Origin of the sequence: Paraburkholderia sp. FT54, from assembly GCF_031585635.1 — a bacterium.
GTDB lineage: Bacteria > Pseudomonadota > Gammaproteobacteria > Burkholderiales > Burkholderiaceae > Paraburkholderia.
Genome location: NZ_CP134195.1, coordinates 724,921 through 743,807, shown reverse-complemented (window position 1 = coordinate 743,807; position 18,887 = coordinate 724,921). Strand labels below are relative to the sequence as shown.

15 protein-coding genes are annotated in these 18,887 nt (G+C 64.1%); 6 read left to right on the top strand and 9 right to left on the bottom strand.

Features of this window, described 5'->3' with window-relative positions; genetic code table 11:
* The first annotated feature begins 10 nt into the window (after positions 1 to 10).
* The 3 genes from RI103_RS03445 to RI103_RS03435 are packed head-to-tail and all read left to right on the top strand — an operon-like array spanning position 11 to position 2,680.
* Positions 11 to 979 carry a metal ABC transporter solute-binding protein gene (locus RI103_RS03445; RefSeq protein ID WP_310814021.1) on the top strand — a complete coding sequence of 323 codons (969 nt, stop codon included), beginning with the start codon at positions 11 to 13 and terminating at the stop codon, positions 977 to 979.
* Complete coding sequence (locus RI103_RS03440; protein ID WP_310814020.1) at positions 976 to 1,905, top strand: ABC transporter ATP-binding protein; 930 nt, start codon at positions 976 to 978, stop codon at positions 1,903 to 1,905. The genes RI103_RS03445 and RI103_RS03440 overlap by 4 nt, the downstream gene beginning before the upstream one ends.
* A complete protein-coding gene (locus tag RI103_RS03435) occupies positions 1,898 to 2,680 on the top strand; it encodes a metal ABC transporter permease (RefSeq protein WP_310814019.1) in 783 nt (260 codons plus the stop codon). The genes RI103_RS03440 and RI103_RS03435 overlap by 8 nt, the downstream gene beginning before the upstream one ends.
* 56 nt (positions 2,681 to 2,736) lie before the next feature.
* On the opposite strand, the gene fghA is transcribed toward RI103_RS03435, so the two are convergent.
* From fghA to RI103_RS03420, 3 genes are all read right to left on the bottom strand, one after another.
* Positions 2,737 to 3,588, bottom strand: a complete 852-nt coding sequence (fghA, locus tag RI103_RS03430; RefSeq protein ID WP_310814018.1) for an S-formylglutathione hydrolase — start codon at positions 3,586 to 3,588, stop codon at positions 2,737 to 2,739.
* A gap of 24 nt (positions 3,589 to 3,612) precedes the next feature.
* Positions 3,613 to 4,719, bottom strand: coding sequence for an S-(hydroxymethyl)glutathione dehydrogenase/class III alcohol dehydrogenase (locus RI103_RS03425; RefSeq protein ID WP_310814017.1), 1,107 nt, complete (start codon positions 4,717 to 4,719; stop codon positions 3,613 to 3,615).
* Positions 4,720 to 4,938: 219 nt separating this feature from the next.
* Positions 4,939 to 6,369: an FGGY family carbohydrate kinase gene (locus RI103_RS03420; protein ID WP_310814016.1), complete on the bottom strand. Its 1,431-nt coding sequence runs from the start codon at positions 6,367 to 6,369 to the stop codon at positions 4,939 to 4,941.
* Between the two features lie 425 nt (positions 6,370 to 6,794).
* Between RI103_RS03420 and RI103_RS03415 the strand changes: the two genes are divergently transcribed.
* Positions 6,795 to 8,204 carry a nucleobase:cation symporter-2 family protein gene (locus RI103_RS03415; protein ID WP_310814015.1) on the top strand — a complete coding sequence of 470 codons (1,410 nt, stop codon included), beginning with the start codon at positions 6,795 to 6,797 and terminating at the stop codon, positions 8,202 to 8,204.
* 157 nt (positions 8,205 to 8,361) lie between these two features.
* On the opposite strand, the gene RI103_RS03410 is transcribed toward RI103_RS03415, so the two are convergent.
* Genes RI103_RS03410 through RI103_RS03400 form a run of 3 tightly spaced genes read right to left on the bottom strand, consistent with a single transcriptional unit; the run spans position 8,362 to position 14,401 of the window.
* Positions 8,362 to 9,939 carry an efflux transporter outer membrane subunit gene (locus tag RI103_RS03410; RefSeq protein WP_310814014.1) on the bottom strand — a complete coding sequence of 526 codons (1,578 nt, stop codon included), beginning with the start codon at positions 9,937 to 9,939 and terminating at the stop codon, positions 8,362 to 8,364.
* Position 9,940: 1 nt separating this feature from the next.
* Complete coding sequence (locus RI103_RS03405) at positions 9,941 to 13,150, bottom strand: efflux RND transporter permease subunit (protein ID WP_310814013.1); 3,210 nt, start codon at positions 13,148 to 13,150, stop codon at positions 9,941 to 9,943.
* A gap of 18 nt (positions 13,151 to 13,168) precedes the next feature.
* On the bottom strand, positions 13,169 to 14,401 hold the full coding sequence (locus tag RI103_RS03400) for an efflux RND transporter periplasmic adaptor subunit (protein WP_310814012.1): 1,233 nt from the start codon (positions 14,399 to 14,401) through the stop codon (positions 13,169 to 13,171).
* Positions 14,402 to 14,831: 430 nt separating this feature from the next.
* Between RI103_RS03400 and RI103_RS03395 the strand changes: the two genes are divergently transcribed.
* Positions 14,832 to 15,491 (top strand): TetR family transcriptional regulator, encoded by a 660-nt coding sequence (locus RI103_RS03395; RefSeq protein ID WP_310815162.1) that lies wholly within the window; start codon positions 14,832 to 14,834, stop codon positions 15,489 to 15,491.
* 135 nt (positions 15,492 to 15,626) lie between these two features.
* On the opposite strand, the gene RI103_RS03390 is transcribed toward RI103_RS03395, so the two are convergent.
* Positions 15,627 to 16,259, bottom strand: coding sequence for a cysteine hydrolase family protein (locus RI103_RS03390; RefSeq protein ID WP_310814011.1), 633 nt, complete (start codon positions 16,257 to 16,259; stop codon positions 15,627 to 15,629).
* A 177-nt stretch (positions 16,260 to 16,436) separates the two neighbouring features.
* Here RI103_RS03390 and RI103_RS03385 point away from each other — a divergent pair, with 177 nt between their 5' ends.
* Positions 16,437 to 17,432, top strand: a complete 996-nt coding sequence (locus tag RI103_RS03385) for a helix-turn-helix domain-containing protein (protein ID WP_310814010.1) — start codon at positions 16,437 to 16,439, stop codon at positions 17,430 to 17,432.
* 123 nt (positions 17,433 to 17,555) lie between these two features.
* Here RI103_RS03385 and RI103_RS03380 read toward each other — a convergent pair whose 3' ends face one another.
* Positions 17,556 to 18,317 (bottom strand): SRPBCC domain-containing protein, encoded by a 762-nt coding sequence (locus tag RI103_RS03380; RefSeq protein WP_310814009.1) that lies wholly within the window; start codon positions 18,315 to 18,317, stop codon positions 17,556 to 17,558.
* 33 nt (positions 18,318 to 18,350) lie between these two features.
* Positions 18,351 to 18,743: a DUF427 domain-containing protein gene (locus RI103_RS03375; RefSeq protein ID WP_310814008.1), complete on the bottom strand. Its 393-nt coding sequence runs from the start codon at positions 18,741 to 18,743 to the stop codon at positions 18,351 to 18,353.
* Between the last annotated feature and the right edge of the window lie 144 nt (positions 18,744 to 18,887).

Below are 18,887 nucleotides of genomic sequence, written 5' to 3'. Positions count from 1 at the left end.
GGACACAACAATGAAGAATTTCGGCTCGATGTTGAACGGCGCGCAGCGTGCGCTGAAGCTGTCGAAGTACCTCGCCGTGAGCGCCGCCGTGCTCGCGTTCGGCCAGGGCGCGATGGCCGCGGATGCCAGAATTCCGGTGGTCGCGGCGGAGAATTTTTACGGCGACGTGGTGCAGCAACTCGGCGGCGATCGCGTCGACGTGACGAGCATTCTCAGCAATCCGGACCAGGACCCGCATCTGTTCGAAGCCAGCCCGAAGACGGCGCGTGCGTTGCAGCATGCGAGTCTTGTGGTCTACAACGGCGCCGACTACGATCCGTGGATGGCAAAATTGCTGGCGGCGTCGAAGGGCTCGAAGCGCGTCACGATCGTCGCGGCCGATCTCACCGGCAAGAAGAGCGGCGACAATCCGCACCTCTGGTACGACCCGGCGACCATGCCGAAAGTGGCTCGCGCGGTGAGCGAGGCGCTCGTCGCGGCTGACCCGGCGCACAAGTCGGCGTACGATGCGAACCTCGCGAAGTTTCTCGATTCGCTGAAACCGGTCGACGCCAAGGTCGCCGAGCTGCATGGCCGCTACGCGGGCGCGCCGGTCACGGCCACCGAGCCGGTATTCGGCTACATGTCCGACGCGGTGGGCCTGACGATGCGCAATCTGCGCTTCCAGCTCGCCACCATGAACGACACTGAAGCCAGCGCGGCCGATATCGCCGCGTTCGAACGCGATCTGCGCGAAAAGCGCGTCCGTGTTCTGATCTATAACAGCCAGGCAACCGAGGCCTTGACCAAACGCATGTTGAAGCTCGCGCAGCAATCGAAGGTGCCGACCATGAGCGTCACCGAGACCGAACCGGCAGGCAAGACCTATCAGACGTGGATGCTGACGCAGCTCGACGCGCTGGGCACAGCGCTGGCCGCGGGCGATGCGAACGGCGCAAATGCGGCCGCGGCTTCAGGCGCGAAAGGAAAAACCCAATGACTCAGACTGGCCGCAGCGCGCCAGCGCGTGTGCCCAGCACCGCACCCGTGCTCGAACTGGAGCACGTGACGCTCGAACTCGGCGATCGCACGATTTTGCGCGACACCGGCTTCGTGGTGAACCAGGGCGAATTCATCGGCGTGCTCGGGCCGAACGGCGCGGGCAAGACGACGCTGATGCGCGCCGTGCTCGGTCTCGTGCCCGCCGCCCAGGGCGCGATCCGCGTGCTGGGACAACCGGTCGAGCGCGGCAATGCGTCGATCGGCTATATGCCGCAGACGCGTAGTGCCCTGGCCGGACGCCGCGTGCGTGGCCGCGATTTCGTCGCGATGGCCGCCGACGGTCATCGTTGGGGCTTGCCGCATGCAGACGCGGCCACGCGCGCCGATGTCGAGCGCGTGCTCGATCTGGTGGGCGGCCGCAAGCTGGCCGAGCGGCCGTTGTCGGAATTATCGGGCGGCGAGCGTCAGCGGCTGTTGCTCGCGCAATGCCTGCTCGGCAACCCGAAGCTGCTGCTGCTCGACGAACCGCTGATCAGTCTCGACCCGCATCATCAAAAGAGCGTGGTCGAACTCGTGCGGCGTGTGCAGCAGGAGCTCGGCATCGCCGTGCTGTTTTCGGCGCATGAACTGAACCCGCTGCTGCATGCGCTCGACCGCGTGCTGTATCTCGGCAGCGGCGTGGCGGCGCTCGGCACCGTCGACGAAGTAATCACCCGGCCGGTCCTGTCGCGCCTGTACGGCTCGCCGATCGACGTCATGCGCGTAAATGGCCGCATCTTCGTGATGTCGGGCGACGTCGAAGTGGAAAAGCACGATCACGAGCACGAACACGACGAAAACGGCGGCCACAGCCACTCGCATTCACAGTCGCATGGCCACTCACATCAGCACGACTCACGCGACGGACACACGCACGATGTTTGAATACGATTTCATGGTGAACGCATTCGCGGCGTCCGGGATCGTCGCGGTGCTGGCCGGCGTGGTGGGTTATTTTCTGGTGATGCGCGGACAGACCTTCGCGGGCCACGCGCTTTCGCACGTCGGCTTCACCGGCGCAACCGGCGCGGTGCTGATCGGCATCTCGCCGATCTGGGGGATGATCGGCTTCACGCTCGCGGCGGGCGTCGGCATGGGCGCACTCGGTGAGCGCCTCGCCGGACGCGATGTGGCGATCGGCGTGATCCTCTCGCTGTCGCTCGGCTTCGGCTTGCTGTTTCTACATTTCTTCACCGCGTACGCGACCCAGGTCACCGCGCTGCTGTTCGGTAACGTGCTCGGCGTGAATGCATCGACGCTCGGTGTGCTGGCAGGTCTGGGGGTCGTGAGTCTGCTGGCGCTCGCGGCGATCATGCGGCCGCTGCTGTTCGCCTCGTTGCAGCCGGAGCTGGCCGAAGCCAAGGGCGTCTCGTTACGCCTCGTGTCCGTGCTTTTTCTCGCGATTGCCGCGCTGGCCGTGGCGGCATGTACGCAGATCGTCGGCGTGTTGCTGGTGTTCACGCTGATGGTCGGCCCGGCCGCCGCCGCGCAAAACATGACGACGCGGTTGTCAGCGGGCCTTGTGCTCGCCGCTGTGTTCGCGCTGCTGCAGGCATGGCTCGGTCTGACGCTCGCCTTCTACACCGATTGGCCGACGAGCTTCTGGATCACCGTGCTGTCGGCGGTGGTGTATGGCGGGAGTTTGTTGAAACGGCATTGAATCTTCAGGGACGATGACGGCATCGCATCTGCACACCGCCATCGTCCTGTGAGACTTCAGCCCAGCAGCACCTTCGCGTGATGCGCGAGATGATCCTCGATGAACGTCGAGATGAAGTAATAGCCGTGGTCGTAGCCTGCATGACGGCGTAGCGTCAACGGCTGACCCGCGGCTTTGCAGGCGGCTTCGAACACGTCGGGATTCAGTTGCTCCGCGAGGAACTGATCCGCGAGCCCCTGATCGACCAGAATCCCCGCCGAAAACTTGCGCGACACATGCGCGACCAGTTCGCTCGCGTCGTACTGCTTCCACGCTTCGCGGTCTTCGCCCAGATAGCCGCCGAACGCCTTCACGCCCCACGGGCATTGTGAGGGCGCGGCAATCGGCGCGAACGCCGACACCGACCGATAAATCTCCGGATTGCGCAGCGCCAGCATCAACGCGCCGTGACCACCCATCGAATGCCCGAAGATGCCCAAGCGCGCGCCGTCCACCGGCAGATTCGCGAGCACCGTTTCGCGCAGTTCGTCCCGCACATACGAGTACATCCGGTAGTGCTGCGCCCACGGCTGCTGTGTGGCGTCGACGTAAAATCCCGCGCCCACGCCGAAGTCCCACGCCGCGCTTTCGCCCGGCACGCCCGCACCGCGCGGGCTGGTATCCGGCGCGATCAGCGCAATGCCGTGCCGCGCCGCGAAGCGCTGCGCGCCGGCTTTGACCGGAAAGGTCTCTTCCGTGCACGTGAGACCCGCAAGATAGAACAGCGCGGGCACGTTCGCGTTGGGCTGCAAGGCCTGCGGCGGCAGGTAGATGGAGAAGCGCATCGGCAGACCGATGGTCTGCGAGTCGTGCCGATAGATGCGCTGCTCCCCGCCATGACAGGCGTGCGACGACAGAAGTTCAAGCATTGCCATGCTCCTCGCTGTGCCGCATTAGTAGAGCACGACCGAGCGGATCGACTCGCCCTTCTTCATCAGATCGAAGCCTTCGTTGATGCGCTCGAGCGGCAGACGGTGCGTGATCAGATCGTCGATATTGATCTTGCCTTCCATGTACCATTCGACGATCTTCGGCACGTCCGTGCGCCCGCGTGCGCCACCGAACGCCGAGCCCTTCCACTCGCGGCCCGTCACCAGCTGGAACGGACGCGTGCTGATCTCCTCGCCCGCCGCCGCCACGCCGATGATGAACGACTGGCCCCAGCCCTTGTGCGTGCACTCCAGCGCCTGACGCATCACCTTCGTGTTGCCGATGCACTCGAACGAATAGTCCGCGCCGCCATCGGTCAACTGCACGATGTGATCGACCACGTTCTCGACTTCGTTCGGGTTGATGAAGTGCGTCATGCCGAATTTCTTCGCCAGTTCGACGCGGCCCGGATTGATGTCGACGCCGATGATCTTGTCCGCGCCCACCATCTTCGCACCCTGGATCACATTCAGGCCGATGCCGCCAAGGCCGAACACCACGACGTTCGCGCCCGCTTCGACCTTCGCCGAATACACGACAGCGCCGACGCCCGTTGTCACGCCGCAGCCGATGTAACAGATCTTGTCGAACGGCGCGTCTTCACGCACCTTCGCGACCGCGATTTCCGGCACGACGATGTAGTTCGAAAACGTGGACGTGCCCATGTAGTGAAACAGCGGCTTGCCGTCCAGCGAAAAGCGCGAGGTCGAGTCGGGCATCAAACCCTTGCCTTGCGTCGAACGGATTGCCTGACAAAGATTGGTCTTGCGCGACAGACAGAATTTGCACTGACGGCATTCCGGCGTGTAAAGCGGAATGACGTGATCGCCCTTCTTCAACGTGCCGACGCCAGGACCGGTATCGACGATCACCCCCGCGCCTTCGTGGCCGAGAATCGCCGGAAAAATGCCTTCGGGATCAGCGCCCGACAGCGTGTAGTAGTCGGTGTGGCAGATGCCCGTGGCCTTCACTTCGATCAGGACTTCACCGGCGCGCGGACCTTCGAGGTCCACTTCTTCGATCGTCAACGGCGCGCCGGCTTTCCATGCGATTGCTGCTTTGGTCTTCATCGTGAATGCTCCTGTGAGTCTGTCAATGCAAAGCGCGTCGCGGCGGACCAAGGTGCGGCGCGCATGTGTTGCGATTCGGTGCTGCGGTTGATTCGCGTGCCTCAATGAGGCGCGTCATTGTCAATCGGCGCAGTACGCCGGGTCATACGTTAGCGGGCGAAAAACGTCATGGTATTGCAAAGTGCGTCAAGGCATTGTCTGAGCCTGACATGGCTTCGCTTACCGCGACGACGTGTCGGCGAACCAGGTCTCGACTCGTCCGTAGAGATCGAGAAAACGCGCGTAGCGCTCGGCGAGCGCCGCGTCGCCTTGCGGACCGGCGACGCGCGTCGCTCCCGGCGCGAGCGCGGCGAGATCGCGCGCGTGCCAGTGTCCGCTCGCAAGGCCGCCGAGAATGGCCGCGCCACGCGGCGCCGCGTTCGGACAATCTACCGCATGCAACTCGGCGTTCAGCGCATCGGCGAGCAACTGACGCCAGCGGGCGTCGACGGAACCGCCTCCTGCCAGCTTCAATGCCGTTACCGTCGCGCCGCTCGCGCGAACCGCGTCGAGGCCGGCGCGCAGCGAAAACGCGACGCCTTCGAACGCGGCGCGCATCATCGTCCCGCGCGTGTGATCGAGGGCAAGGCCGAGCCAGCCGCCGCGCGCCATCGGATTGAGCCAGGGCGTACGTTCGCCCGTGAGATACGGCAAGAACGTGAGGCCGGATGCCGCAGATGCATCGCCGAATGCGTCCTGATACGCGTCAGCCCACTCATACGACAGCCACCCGCGCGCACGTTCGAGCGCGATGCCGACGTTCTGCATCGCCGCCATCCGATACCAGTGATCGCTCGCCGCCCGATAGCGATGCAAGCCCTTGACCGCCGCGGGCGCCTGCTCGGCCAGCACGACGATCTGTCCGCCAGTGCCGGTGGTGAGCAACGCGTCGCCATCGTGCGCGAGGCCACTGCCGAGTGCGGCGCAAGGCGTATCGGCAGCGCCGGTCGCAAGCACGATGCCGGCGCGCAAACCCAGCGCCTGCGCCGCCACCTGCGACAACACGCCGCCCGCGGCATAGGATGGCGCCAGCGGCGCGAACCACTCATGGGGAATTTCGAGCCGCGCGAGCAGCGCCTCGTCCCACACGCCCGCTGGATCGGCGAGCGCGGTTGCGCAGGCGTCGGACGGATCGGTCACCACCGCGCCGCCTAACGCAACGCGCAGCCAGTCTTTCGGTTGCAGCGCCCAGCGCGTGCGGCTCGCGGACTGCGGTTCATGCAACACGATCCAGCGCAGCAGCGGACCGGCCATGCCCGGCGCAACCGGATTCGGTTGCGGCTCGGGCCACGCGTCGAGCAAGGCGAGCGCGCGCGTGTCGGGCCATAGCATGGCGGGCCGCACGGCCTCGCCCGCTGCGTCGATCAGCACGACGCCGTGCATCTGTCCGGAAAAGCCGATGGCCCGTACGCCGCGTCGCATTCCATCAGGCAAACGCGCGGCGGCTTCGCATAGCGCGCGCCACCATGTTTGCACCGAGGTCTCCGCCCAACCCGCATGCGGCGTTTCGATTGGATAAGCGACGCTCGCCACCGCCTGCTCGCGACCGTTTTCGTCGACGATTGCTACTTTGAGGGAACCGGTGCCGAGGTCGATGCCGAGAAAACTCATGGGCGATAGAGCGTCAAATTGAGGATGGTATGACCAGGCGAAAGCTGTCCGAAAAGCGTATTTGTCCGCGCCCGGCGCAGCGCTTGGGAACCGCGCCCAAGCGCACGCCAAAAATCGCGAATCGCGGGTTAACCCGCTCGCGCCGCGAGCCACATCAAAACAGGACTATGCGGTGAGCGAGATACACCTCATCGATTCTCACACATATCGCGTCAAGCTGGATTCGCGCGCCGCACAGCCTTACATCGCCACTGCAAGGGGCTGTCCGCCGATGGACGTGGTGCGCACATTTCTTTTGGCTTTCAAACGGCCCGCACGCATATCGTTACCGGGAATGCCGGAATAGGCCCCAGTGGTCTTGTTGTGCTTTTTCGTCCCCGATACCTTGGAGCCATCCCAAATACCAGATGGTGGAGACAGACGATATGCAATCGAACACGGTTCACCCGTGCGACGAGCGACTGCCCGCAGGCCAGTTGCTCACGCTCGGCATTCAGCACGTTCTGGTGATGTATGCCGGCGCAGTCGCGGTGCCGCTGATCATCGGCGCGGCGCTCAAGCTGCCGAAAGACCAGATCGCGTTCCTGATCAGCGCCGATCTGTTTTCCTGCGGCATCGCCACGCTGATTCAGACGCTCGGATTGTGGATGTTCGGCATTCGTCTGCCGGTCATCATGGGCTGCACGTTCGCGGCCGTCGGTCCGATGGTCGCGATCGGCACCAATCCCTCGCTCGGTATTCTCGACATCTTCGGCTCGACGATCGCGGCGGGCGTGGTCGGCATTCTGCTCGCGCCCGCGGTCGGCAAGTTACTGCGCTTTTTCCCGCCGGTCGTGATCGGCGTGGTGATCTCGGTGATCGGTTTGTCGCTGATGGAAGTCGGCATCAACTGGGCGGCCGGCGGCGTGGGCAATCCGGATTACGGCAATCCGGTCTATCTTGGCCTCTCGCTGATCGTGCTGATGCTGATTCTGCTGATCAACAAGTTCGCCAAGGGCTTCCTCGCCAATATCTCCGTGCTGCTCGGTATCGTCGCGGGCTTCGTGATCGCGCTGGCGCTCGGGCGCGTCAACATGGAAGGCGTGACGCACGCGCCTTGGGTCGGCTTCGTCATGCCGTTCCACTTCGGCCTGCCGCACTTCGATCCGCTGTCGATCGCGACGATGGTCACCGTGATGTTCGTCACCTTCATCGAATCGACCGGCATGTTCCTCGCGGTCGGCGACATGGTGGACCGTCCGGTGGATCAGAAGACGCTGGTGCGCGGTCTGCGCGTCGACGGCCTGGGCACGTTGATCGGCGGCATCTTCAACTCGTTCCCGCATACCTCGTTCTCGCAGAACGTCGGCCTGATCGGCGTGACCGGCGTGAAGAGCCGCTTTGTCTGCGCCATGGGCGGCGTGATCCTGGTGCTGCTGGGCCTGTTTCCGAAGATGGCGCAAGTGGTCGCCTCGGTGCCGGCGTTCGTGCTCGGCGGCGCGGGCATCGTGATGTTCGGCATGGTCGCGGCCAACGGCATCAAGGTGCTGTCGAAGGTCGACTTCGTGAAGAACCACCACAACCTGTTCATCGTCGCGGTCAGTATCGGCCTGGGTCTCGTGCCGGTGGTGTCGCCGCACTTCTTCTCGAAGCTGCCGCCCGCGCTCTCGCCGCTGTTGCATAGCGGGATTCTGCTGGCTTCGGTGTCGGCGGTCGTGCTTAACCTGATCTTCAACGGCGTGAAGAGCGAGAAGAAGGCGCAGTGCGAAATTCGCAGCGCAGGGCATGATTTCGACGGACGCGGCGGCAACGAACCGCGCGGCGACGAGATGTTGCGCGCAGCGGATCTGCACTGAGCGGCACGCAACTCTTCGGCGCCCGCGCGAAAGAGATCGCGCCGGCGCTGCGAAAAAAAACGCCACGGCATGCCGTGGCGTTTTTTTACGACCGGCTGCACAAGGCGGTTTTCGTTGAAACTGAAACCGCCCTACGCACCTGAAGCTACGACACGTCTTAACCCGCCGTGGCCGCCGAAGCCGCCACCGGCGCGCTCGCCGCACCGTAGTCGACCGGTGCGTCGGCCGCACGCGGCTGCTCTCCGTTGTGTTCGATCCAGCCGCCGCCGAGTGCCTGATACAACGTCACGAGGTTCTGCAGACGTTCCATGCGGGCAACCACCAGCAACTGCTGCGCCTGATACAGATCGGTCTGCGCGATCAACACCGCCAGATAACTGTCGACGCCGTTCGTGTAACGCAGATTCGACAGATCCAGCCGGCGTTGTTCCGCAAAGGTATTGCGCTCCAGCGCCTCGATCTGCTGATCGTACGTACCGCGTGCCGCCAGTCCGTCTGCCACATCGCGGAAGGCCGACTGGATCGCTTTTTCATACGTGGCGATCTGGACTTTCTTCTGGATGTTGGCGAGATCGAGGTTGGCGAGATTCTGTCCGCCCTCGAAGATCGGCAACGTGATCGACGGCGCGAAGCTCCACGCCGCCGAACCCGGCTTGAACAGACCGCCGAGCGTCGGGCTCAACGTACCGAAGCTGCCCGTCAGCGAGACCTTCGGGAAGAACGCCGCGCGCGCCGCGCCGATGTTCGCGTTGGCGGCCAGCAGATTCTCCTCGGCCTCCATGATGTCCGGACGACGCGTCAACAGATCGGACGGCAGACCCGCCGGAATATCCGTGAGGAGATTCTGGTTGTCCAGCGACATGCCCGGCGGCAGATCGTCCGGGAACGGCTCACCGATCAACAGCACGAGCGCGTTATCCGCCTGAGCCCGCAGACGTTGCTGCTGCTGCAGGTTGGCCAAAGCCTGCTCGACCACGGTTTGCGACTGACGCAGATCCAGTTCCGAACCCGTGCCGTTGTCGAACTGCAGCTTGGCGATTCGATACGATTCCTGCGAGGTCCTCAGCGTGTTCTGCGTGACCTTCAACAGATCTTCGAGCTCGAGCACCGTCATGTACTGGTTCGCCACCTGCGAGACCAGCGAGATTTCCGCTGCCTTGCGCGCCTGAGCCGTGGCCAGGTACTGCGCCAACGCCTGATCCTTCAGGCTCTGAATCCGCCCGAAGAAGTCGATTTCCCACGACGCGTTCAGACCGACGGAATACGAGTTGGTAATCGTCTGGTCGAAGAACGACAGGTCTTTCGGCGTACGCGATTTGCTTTGCGAAGCGGCGGCGTCGAGCGTCGGCAGCAGACCGGCGCGAACGATTCGGAACTGCGCCGCCGACGCCTGCATGTTCAGCACCGACACGCGCAGATCGCGGTTGTTCTTCAGCGCGATTTCGATCAGCCGCTGCATGCGCGGATCGACGAAGAAATCGCGCCAGCCGATATCCGCCGCGGCCTGGCCGTTGGCGCTACGCGCGGCATTTGTCGCACCGGGCGGTTGGTTGCCCGACTGGGTCGCGTCCGACTGGCTCGCGCCCGGTTGGGTCGCGCCCGGTTGCGTGTCGTACACGCCGCCGGTCGGGAAGGTGCTCGTCGTGGGCACGGCCGGGCGCTCGTACTTCGGCGCCATCGTGCAACCCGCGGCGAACAGCGCGACCGCCACTGCAATCAGAGAGTGTTTTTGCATCTCAATGTCCGTCCTTGCCCGAGCCTTCGTCAGCAGAACCGCCGCCCTGGTCGTCATGCGGATGGTGCTGGTTGTAGTGTGCGAGCGCCTCATCCGGATCTTCCTTCTCACCGCCGAATTTCGCGCGGATCACGACGAAGAACATCGGGATCATGAAAATGGCGAGGAAGGTCGCCGTCAACATCCCGCCGATCACGCCCGTACCGATTGCGTGCTGGCTGGCCGAACCCGCGCCGTTACTGATGGCAAGCGGCATCACGCCGAGAATGAACGCGAGCGAGGTCATCAGAATCGGGCGCAGCCGCAGACGCGCTGCTTCCAGCGCGGCCTCGATCGGCCCCATGCCTTCACCCTGCTGCAGCTCGCGGGCGAATTCCACGATCAGAATCGCGTTCTTCGCCGACAGACCCACCGTGGTCAACAGACCCACCTGGAAGAACACGTCGTTCTCGAGCCCGCGCAGCGTAGCGGCCAGCAGTGCGCCGATCACGCCGAGCGGCACCACCATGATCACCGAGAATGGGATCGACCAGCTTTCATACAGCGCCGCGAGACACAAGAACACGACCAGGATCGAGATGCCGTACAGAATCGGCGCCTGCGAACCGGACTGGCGTTCCTGCAACGACAGGCCCGTCCATTCGTAGCCGACACCCGCCGGCAGCTTCGCCACGAGCGCTTCCATGGCGGTCATGGCCTGACCGGTCGACTTGCCCGGTGCCGCCGCGCCCTGGATTTCCACCGCGGAAATACCGTTGTAGCGTTCCAGCTTCGGCGAACCGTAGGTCCACGTGCCGCTAGCGAACGACGAGAACGGCACCATGCCACCCGCGGTATTGCGCACGTACCACGCGTTCAGGTCTTCCGGCTTCATCCGGAACGGAGCATCGCCTTGCAGATACACCTTCTTGATCCGGCCATCGGTATCGAGGAAGTTGTTCACGTATTGCGACGCCCACGCGATCGAGAATGTCTGGTCGATCGCGGCCAGCGACACGCCGAGGGCCGAAGCCTTCTCGTGGTCGATGTTCACCTTGAACTGCGGCGTGTCGTTCAGGCCGTTCGGACGCACTTGTGCCAGCGTCGGATCTTTCGCCGCCATGCCCAGCAACATATTGCGTGCTTCCATCAGCTTTTCGTGACCGATGCCCGCGCGATCCTGCAATTCGAAGTCGAAGCCCGCGGCCGTTCCGAGTTCAGGAATCGACGGCGGATTCACCGGATACACCAGCGCGTTCTTGTAGCTGCCGAAGTGCATGAAGAGACGGCCCACCAGCGCCTGCACCTTCTGATCCGAGTGCTGACGTTGCGAGTAATCCTTCATCCGCACGAACACGAGACCCGCGTTCTGGCCGCGACCGGCGAAGCTGAAGCCGTTCACCGTGAAGGTCGATTCGACGATGCTCTTCTCGGTATTGAGCAGGTAGTCGGAAACGTCCTTCAGCGCGCGCGCCGTGGTTTCCTGGGTCGAGCCCGACGGCGTTTGCACCAGCACGAACATCGTGCCCTGGTCTTCGTCAGGCAGGAACGACTTCGGCAACTTCACGAACAGCAGACCGACCGCGAAGATCACCACCATATAGATGATCAGCCAACGGCCCGAGCGCTTGATCACGTGGTGCACGCCCGAGTGATACTTGTCGCGGCTCCTGTTGAAGGTGCGATTGAACCAGCCGAAGAAACCGGTGGTCTTTTCCTGGTGGCCCTTTTCGATCGGCTTGAGGATCGTCGCGCACAAGGCCGGCGTCAGAATCAACGCGACCAGCACGGACAGCACCATGGCCGCCACGATGGTCAGCGAGAACTGCCGGTAAATTGCGCCGACCGAACCGCCCGAGAACGCCACCGGCACGAACACCGCCGACAGCACGAGCGCCACGCCGACCAGCGCGCCGGTAATCTGGTCCATTGCCTTGCGGGTTGCATCACGAGGCGATAAACCCTCCTCCTGCATCACCCGCTCGACGTTTTCCACCACCACGATCGCATCGTCCACCAGCAAGCCGATGGCTAGCACGAGCCCGAACATGGACAGCGTGTTGATCGAGAAGCCCACCAGACCCATGATCGCGAACGTGCCCAGCAGCACCACCGGCACCGCGATCGTCGGGATCAGCGTGGCGCGCAGGTTCTGCAGGAACAGGTACATGACCAGGAACACCAGCACGATACCTTCGAGCAGCGTCTTGACCACTTCTTCGATCGACAGGCGCACGAACGGCGTGGTGTCGTACGGATACTGGACCACCAGACCGTGCGGGAAGTACTTCGACAGTTCGGCGACCTTCGCGCGTACCGCCTTGGCGGTGGCCAGCGCGTTCGCGCCGGTGGCGAGCTGAATGCCGAAGCCTGCCGTCGGCTGGCCGTTGTACTTGGTGTCGAAGTTGTAGTTTTCGCCGCCCAGCTCGATGTGCGCCACGTCCTTGATACGGACTTGCGAGCCGTCCGGGTTCACCTTCAGCAGCACGTTGCCGAACTGTTCAGGCGTGTTGAGCAGCGTGGCTTCCGTGATGGTGGCCTGCAGCACCTGACCCGGCACCGACGGCGTGCCGCCGAGCGAGCCGCCCGCGACCTGGACGTTCTGCGCCGTCAGCGCGGCTTCCACATCCACCGGCGTCAGGCCGAAGTTGGTCAGCTTGTTCGCGTCCAGCCAGATCCGCATGGCGTACTGCGAGCCGAACAGCGTCACCGTGCCCACACCGTCGATACGGCTGACCGGATCCTGAACGTTCGACGCGACGTAGTTCGCCAGGTCGTACTTGCTCATGCTGCCGTCTTCGGACACGAACGCCATGACCAGCAGGAAGCTGCTGCTCGACTTCGTAACCTTGGTGCCCAACTGCTGCACGGCTTGCGGCAGCAGCGGCGTGGCGAGCTGCAGCTTGTTCTGCACCTGCACCTGCGCAATGTCAGGATTGGTGCCGGCCGCGAACGTCAGCGTGATGGTTGCCGTACCCGAGTCGTCCGAGGTGGACGACAGATACAGCAAGTGGTCGAGACCACTCATCTGCTGCTCGATCACCTGCGTGACGGTGTTTTCCACCGTCTTCGCCGATGCGCCCGGGTACGTTGCGCTGATCTGCACGGCCGGCGGTGCGATGGTCGGATACTGCGCGATCGGCAACGTGAAGACCGACGCGATACCCGCGAGCATCAGAATGATGGCGATCACCCATGCAAAAATCGGGCGATCAATGAAGAACTTTGCCATGAGGCGGGCTCCCTGTTATTACGCGCCCGATGCGGCGGAGGCAGGCTGTGCCGTCTGCGCAGGACCGCTGGCGGCCGGCGCGTTCTGAGCAGCTGCGCCGGAAGCGGGGGTGGCGGGAAGTTGCGCGGCAACGGCCTTGACCTGCATGCCGGGTTTCGCCTTGTCGGTGCCCTGCACGATCACGCGGTCGCCCGGGTTCAGGCCGCTTTCGACCACCCAGTTCGAACCGTACGTGGCCGAGGTGGTCAGCTGACGCAACACGACCTTGTTGTCGTTACCGACGACCAGCGCGGTCGGCTGACCCTTCTGGTCATGCGTGACGCCCACTTGCGGCACGACGAGCGCGTGGTCATTGACGCCTTCTTCAATGCGCGCGCGCACGAACATGCCCGGCAGCAGCACGTTGTCCGCGTTCTTGAAGAGCGCGCGCACCGTGACCGAACCGGTGCCCTGGTCGACCGTCACGTCGGTGAACTGCAGCTTGCCCTTCTCCGAATAGGTGCGGCCGTCTTCGAGAATCAGCGACACTTTGGCGGCGTCCGGCCCCGTGGTCTTCAGGCGCCCTTCCTGCATGTCGCGGCGCAACTTCAGTCCGTCGAGGCTCGATTGCGTCAGGTCCACATAGACCGGATCCAGCGTCTGCACGGTGGCCATCAATGTGGCGGCGCTTGCTTGCACGTAAGCACCCGGCGTGACCTGCGAGATACCGACCTGGCCGCTCACCGGCGACACCACATCCGTATAGCCGAGATTGATCTGCGCCGTGTCGACCGCCGCCTTGCCCGCGGCGACGTCAGCCGCGGCCTGGCCTTGCGAGGCCACCGCGTTGTCGTAGTCCTGCTTGCTGACCGCGTTGGCGGCAACCAGCACCTTGAAGCGATTGGCCTGCGCGGTGGTCGACACGAGGTTGGCCTGCGCCTTCGCCAGCGTCGCCTTGGCGTTATTCAGCGTGGCGATGTACGGTGCCGGATCGATCTTGTACAGACGTTGACCCGCTTTGACCTGGCTGCCTTCCGTGAACTCGCGGCGCAACACGATGCCGTCGACCCGTGCGCGCACTTGCGCGACGAGGAAGGCACTGGTGCGGCCCGGCAGTTCGGTGACGACGGGCACGGCCGTCGGCTGGACGGTGACAACCCCAACTTCGGGCGTTTGTTGCGGCGGGGCAGATTGTTTTGGTCCGCACGCTGCCAGCAATACGGCAGCCGTCGCGGCACTGATTAAGCGGAATGGAATCCGTTCGACGCGCATGGAGCGACCTCTGTCAAAGACTGAGAATGAAAAAGTGCGCGCATCCCTACCCCGGGGATGACAGCGCACACATGCGTCTTGCGACGCGTGACCGGACACCCGCGGACGCAAACCGGACCTGCAGGGCATCCTGAGAGAAATGCGCCATACCGGGGAAATGCCGCGCGGCGCCGCCCGTCTGGGCACGGCGCGAAGAGCGTTTTGAAAGGCAACAGTGACGGATATTAACGTTTCGTCACGGCTTGGGCTATCCGATCGTGGGATGCTATTATATATACATTCACGAATGCATGTAAAAGTGCGTTTATATCTCTTGCTGGCGGGGGGCTTGCAAGATCGCTTCGCAAATCGATCAAAGGTAGACGGATTGTCATCGAGCGTACTTAAAAACGCTCGGGAAAACCCCACAATCAGAGCAGGTCATTCCAACATGGTCAGAAGAACCAAAGAAGAGGCGCTGGAGACGCGCAACAGCATTCTCGACGCGGCCGAACGGGTCTTCTTCGAGAAAGGTGTGTCGCGCACGTCGCTCGCCGACATCGCGCAGGCCGCCGGTGTCACACGCGGTGCGATCTACTGGCACTTCGCACACAAAAGCGATCTGTTCACTGAAATGTTCGACCGCGTGCTACTGCCGCTGGACGAACTCAAAGCCGCCTCGCAAGATCCCAACGAGCCTGATCCGCTTGGGCGTCTGGTGGAAATTTGCACAGTCTGTTTGCGCGACACCGCCAACGATCCGCGTCGCCGGCGTGTGTTCGACATCCTGTTTCTGAAATGCGAGCTGGTCGAGGAAATGGGCCCGGTGATGGTCCGCTATCAGACCAACATGCGCGAAGGGCTCAAGAAAATCGAAGGCGGTCTGCGCAACGCCATCTCCAAAGGGCAACTGCCCGCGGAGCTGGATACGAAGCTGGCGGCGGCCATGGTGCATGCGTTTGTCAGCGGTTCGCTGCGCGACATGCTGTTCCTGCCCGACGCCACGGATTTCGGCGCCCATGCGGTGCGGATGGTCGAAGGCATCTTCGACGCGCTGAAGCTGAGCCCGGCGTTGCGCAACGGGCATGCAGAGCGGACATCCGGCGGTTAGCAATCTGTCTGCGGAGGACGCTGACGCATAAAGGCGGACGGGATCGGCAGCCCGGTCGCCTTTGTTTTATGCGCAGTGGCGCGGGCCGCATCGTCATACAGCAGCCACTCGACGCAACCGCCGCCCGCCACCTCTTTACGCAGCGGCCCGCGTGGCCCGCGCCTTCTGGTTTGACGCATAGATATTGCCGCGCTCCAGCGGCGCCCCGCTCTGCACCGCCGCAATCCACTCGTCCGTGCTCGCCACCGCCGCGAAGCGCGACTGCAGCACCACGCTGAACACCCGGTGGATGTCCTGCGCGCTGGCGAAACCCGCGCTGTTCTCATACGGCACCGAACCCGTCGCATCGTGCAGAAATTCCACCGCAAGCCCTGAGTGAACCGCGTGGTTGATGGTGGACGCGTCGCAGTTGTGCGTCATGTAGCCGGTGACCGTCAGCGTGTCGATCTGGCGCGCGGCGAGCCAATCAGCAAGATCGGTGCCGGTGAAAGCGCTCGGCAGGGATTTCTCCACGTAATGATCGCGAGCCCGCTCGCTTACCACCGGATGCAGCTCCGCGCCGTGGCTGCCGCGCGCGAACAACGGCGAACTGGCCGGCGCGAAGTTCTGCACGACCACCACCGGCACGCCGGCGGCCCGCGCCGCGTCCATCGCGCGGCCGACGTTGGCGAGCGAGCTTTGCACGTCCGGGTATTCGATCGGCAAGTCGCCGGTGACGTATTCGTTTTGCACATCGATGACGATCAACGCACGGCGCGGTGTGGTCATGGCAAGACTCCTCGGTTCGAGTAAAGGGGATGGCTGGATGCCCGGACTGATCCGGGTTGGCCGCCGAACGAGTCACGGCGATGACTGCATTGTTCGCCCGCGGCCCACTTCACGACAGCGACCCGAATGACAAGATTCGCTAGAATCGGGCCATCGTCGTATTTCACAAGGTGACCGATGGCCACGACCGCTTCCCCCGCCGCGGCACGCGGCGAACCGCCCCGCCACGTCGTCGCGGTGGTCGCGTTCGACCGCATCAGTCCGTTCCATCTTTCGGTGCCGTGCGTGGTGTTCGGCGAAGACCGCAGCGGCAGCGGCGTGCCGGACTTCGACTTTCGCGTCTGCGCCGCCGAAACGGGAGCGCTCACCACCACCGCCGGCTTTTCGATCGCCGTCACGCATGGACTCGAAGCGCTCGCCGATGCCGGCACGATCATCGTGCCGAGCTGGCGCGACCCGGCCGAAACGCCGCCCGCCGCGCTGCTCGACGCGCTGCGCGCCGCCCATGCGCGCGGCGCGCAACTGGTCGGGCTCTGTCTGGGCGCGTTCGTGCTAGCCGCCGCCGGCATCCTCGACGGCCGTCCGGCCTCGACGCATTGGGCGTGGGCCGACGACTTCGCGCGCCGCTACCCGCGCGTGCGCCTGGACCCCGACGTGCTCTATGTCGACGACGGCAACGTGCTGACCTCGGCCGGCACCGCCGCCGGCCTCGACTGCTGTCTGCATGTGATGCGCAAGATGTGCGGCGCCGAAGTGGCGAATCACGTGGCACGCCGGCTGGTGGTGCCGCCGCATCGGCAAGGCAATCAGGCGCAATACGTTCAGCAGCCGCTGCCGCCGAATGTGCGCGGCGACCGACTGTCGGGCCTGCTCGATTGGGTGAGCGGCAATCTGGCGTTGCCGCATACGCTCGACACGCTGGCCGGGCGCGCGCTGATGAGCCGCCGCACCTTCACGCGACGCTTCCGGCTCGCCACCGGCACGACCGTCGGCGCATGGCTGCTGGCGCAGCGGCTCGCTCGCGCGCAGCAATTGCTGGAGAGTACCGACGAGTCGGTGGAAGCGATCGCGGGGATTGCGGGCTTCGGGTCGACCGCTTCGTTACGGCAACATTTCACGGAGGCGTTCCGCACGTCGCCGTCGGCATGGCGTAGGGAGTTTCGCGGCGTGTGAGTGCGCGAGGGCGACGCTGCTCAGTCGACGACGTTTCGTAGCAAGCCACCGGAATTTCGTAGTCGCATCGACGCGACAGCGGCGCAAGCCGACGCACGCGCCCTGACGACGAAATCACGAAAATCAATGCTCGCTGATCCAGCGCGCCACATACAACAGCAGCGCGACCAGAAAGATCATCGCCGCCCAAGCCCAGTTCGGGACCGCGTGCGGACTAGGCTCGTGATGCGGGACCCCATGCGACACACCTTGCGCGGCTCCGTGCGACGCGCTCGCCGCGCGCCCGGGCAGCGCATTGCCGTGATCCGCACGCACGCGCCGCGCCATGCTGCCGAGCGTGATCGGTCGCAAGAACACATGCTGGCGGCGCACCGCCGAGCCCCGCGCACGGTTCGGACCTTGCCCATGCTTGGCTCGCACGACAGCGTCGAACTCGGTGAAAAAGTCGTCGGCCAGTTGATGCAATGCGTTTTCGAGTTGACGCGTCGGCAGTTCGGCGAGCGGACCGGACGAGGTCGCCCAGATCGTGTAGTCGATCCGCGTGCCACGCTCCCTGTCGGCGCCGTGCGCGCTTTCGTCCGCGCGCAAGCGCACTTCGATCTGTCCGCGCAATGCGCCGATGCCCTCGGCCCGGGCCTTGAAGTTGATGGTGCGGCGTTGCGCGTCCGCCGGTCCGGAATCCTGGCCGGCCACGTGGGCACGCGCCTGATAGCGCGCGCGCAGCGGACCGAGCGGCACCGTCATGATCAGTTCGTATTCGCCGTGCGCAAACCGCGTGAACGACTCACAGTTGTCGAGGCTGGCGCGCAATAGCGCGAGGTCTTGCAACGCGTCCCAAACGTCGGACGGCGCAAGCGGAATCCGTAACGCGTCGTTCAGTTCCATGGCAGCCTCCCCGATGAACGCGCGACAGCGGGATCAGGACGTCTGATCGATACGGTCGACGCGCGATGCGTAAAACGCGAGATACCCTTTGATCTGGATCGCCGACTCGAGCGGCGTTTCATAACTCCACACGGCGTTCTCGACCAGGCCGTCTTCCGTGCGCAGATGGAAGTACGACGCGACGCCTTTGAACGGACAGTGCGAAGTGTGTTCCGAGCGTTCGAGCCGGGCCATGTTCACGTCCGAACGCGGAAAATAGAACACATCCGGCAGACCGGTTTCCGACAGTGTCAATCCCGCCTGCGTATCGGCCATGGTCACGCCGCCATGTATCACGCGCACCCGGTGATTGTTGCCGGTGATTCCGATGATGTGCCCGCCCGTGCTCGCGCCGGGGCTCCCGTGAGGTGTCAAGGCATCGCTCATGTCTCGGCTCCGTGATGGTGTGCGGTCGTGCAAACAGTAAAGCCACGGGGTACGCCCGTGGCTTCATTATCGGCCAAAGTCCGGCCGAGTGCGCGGCCTTCCTGCACGGAGTGCGGCGTGGACCACAACGCCGCGCAGAACGGC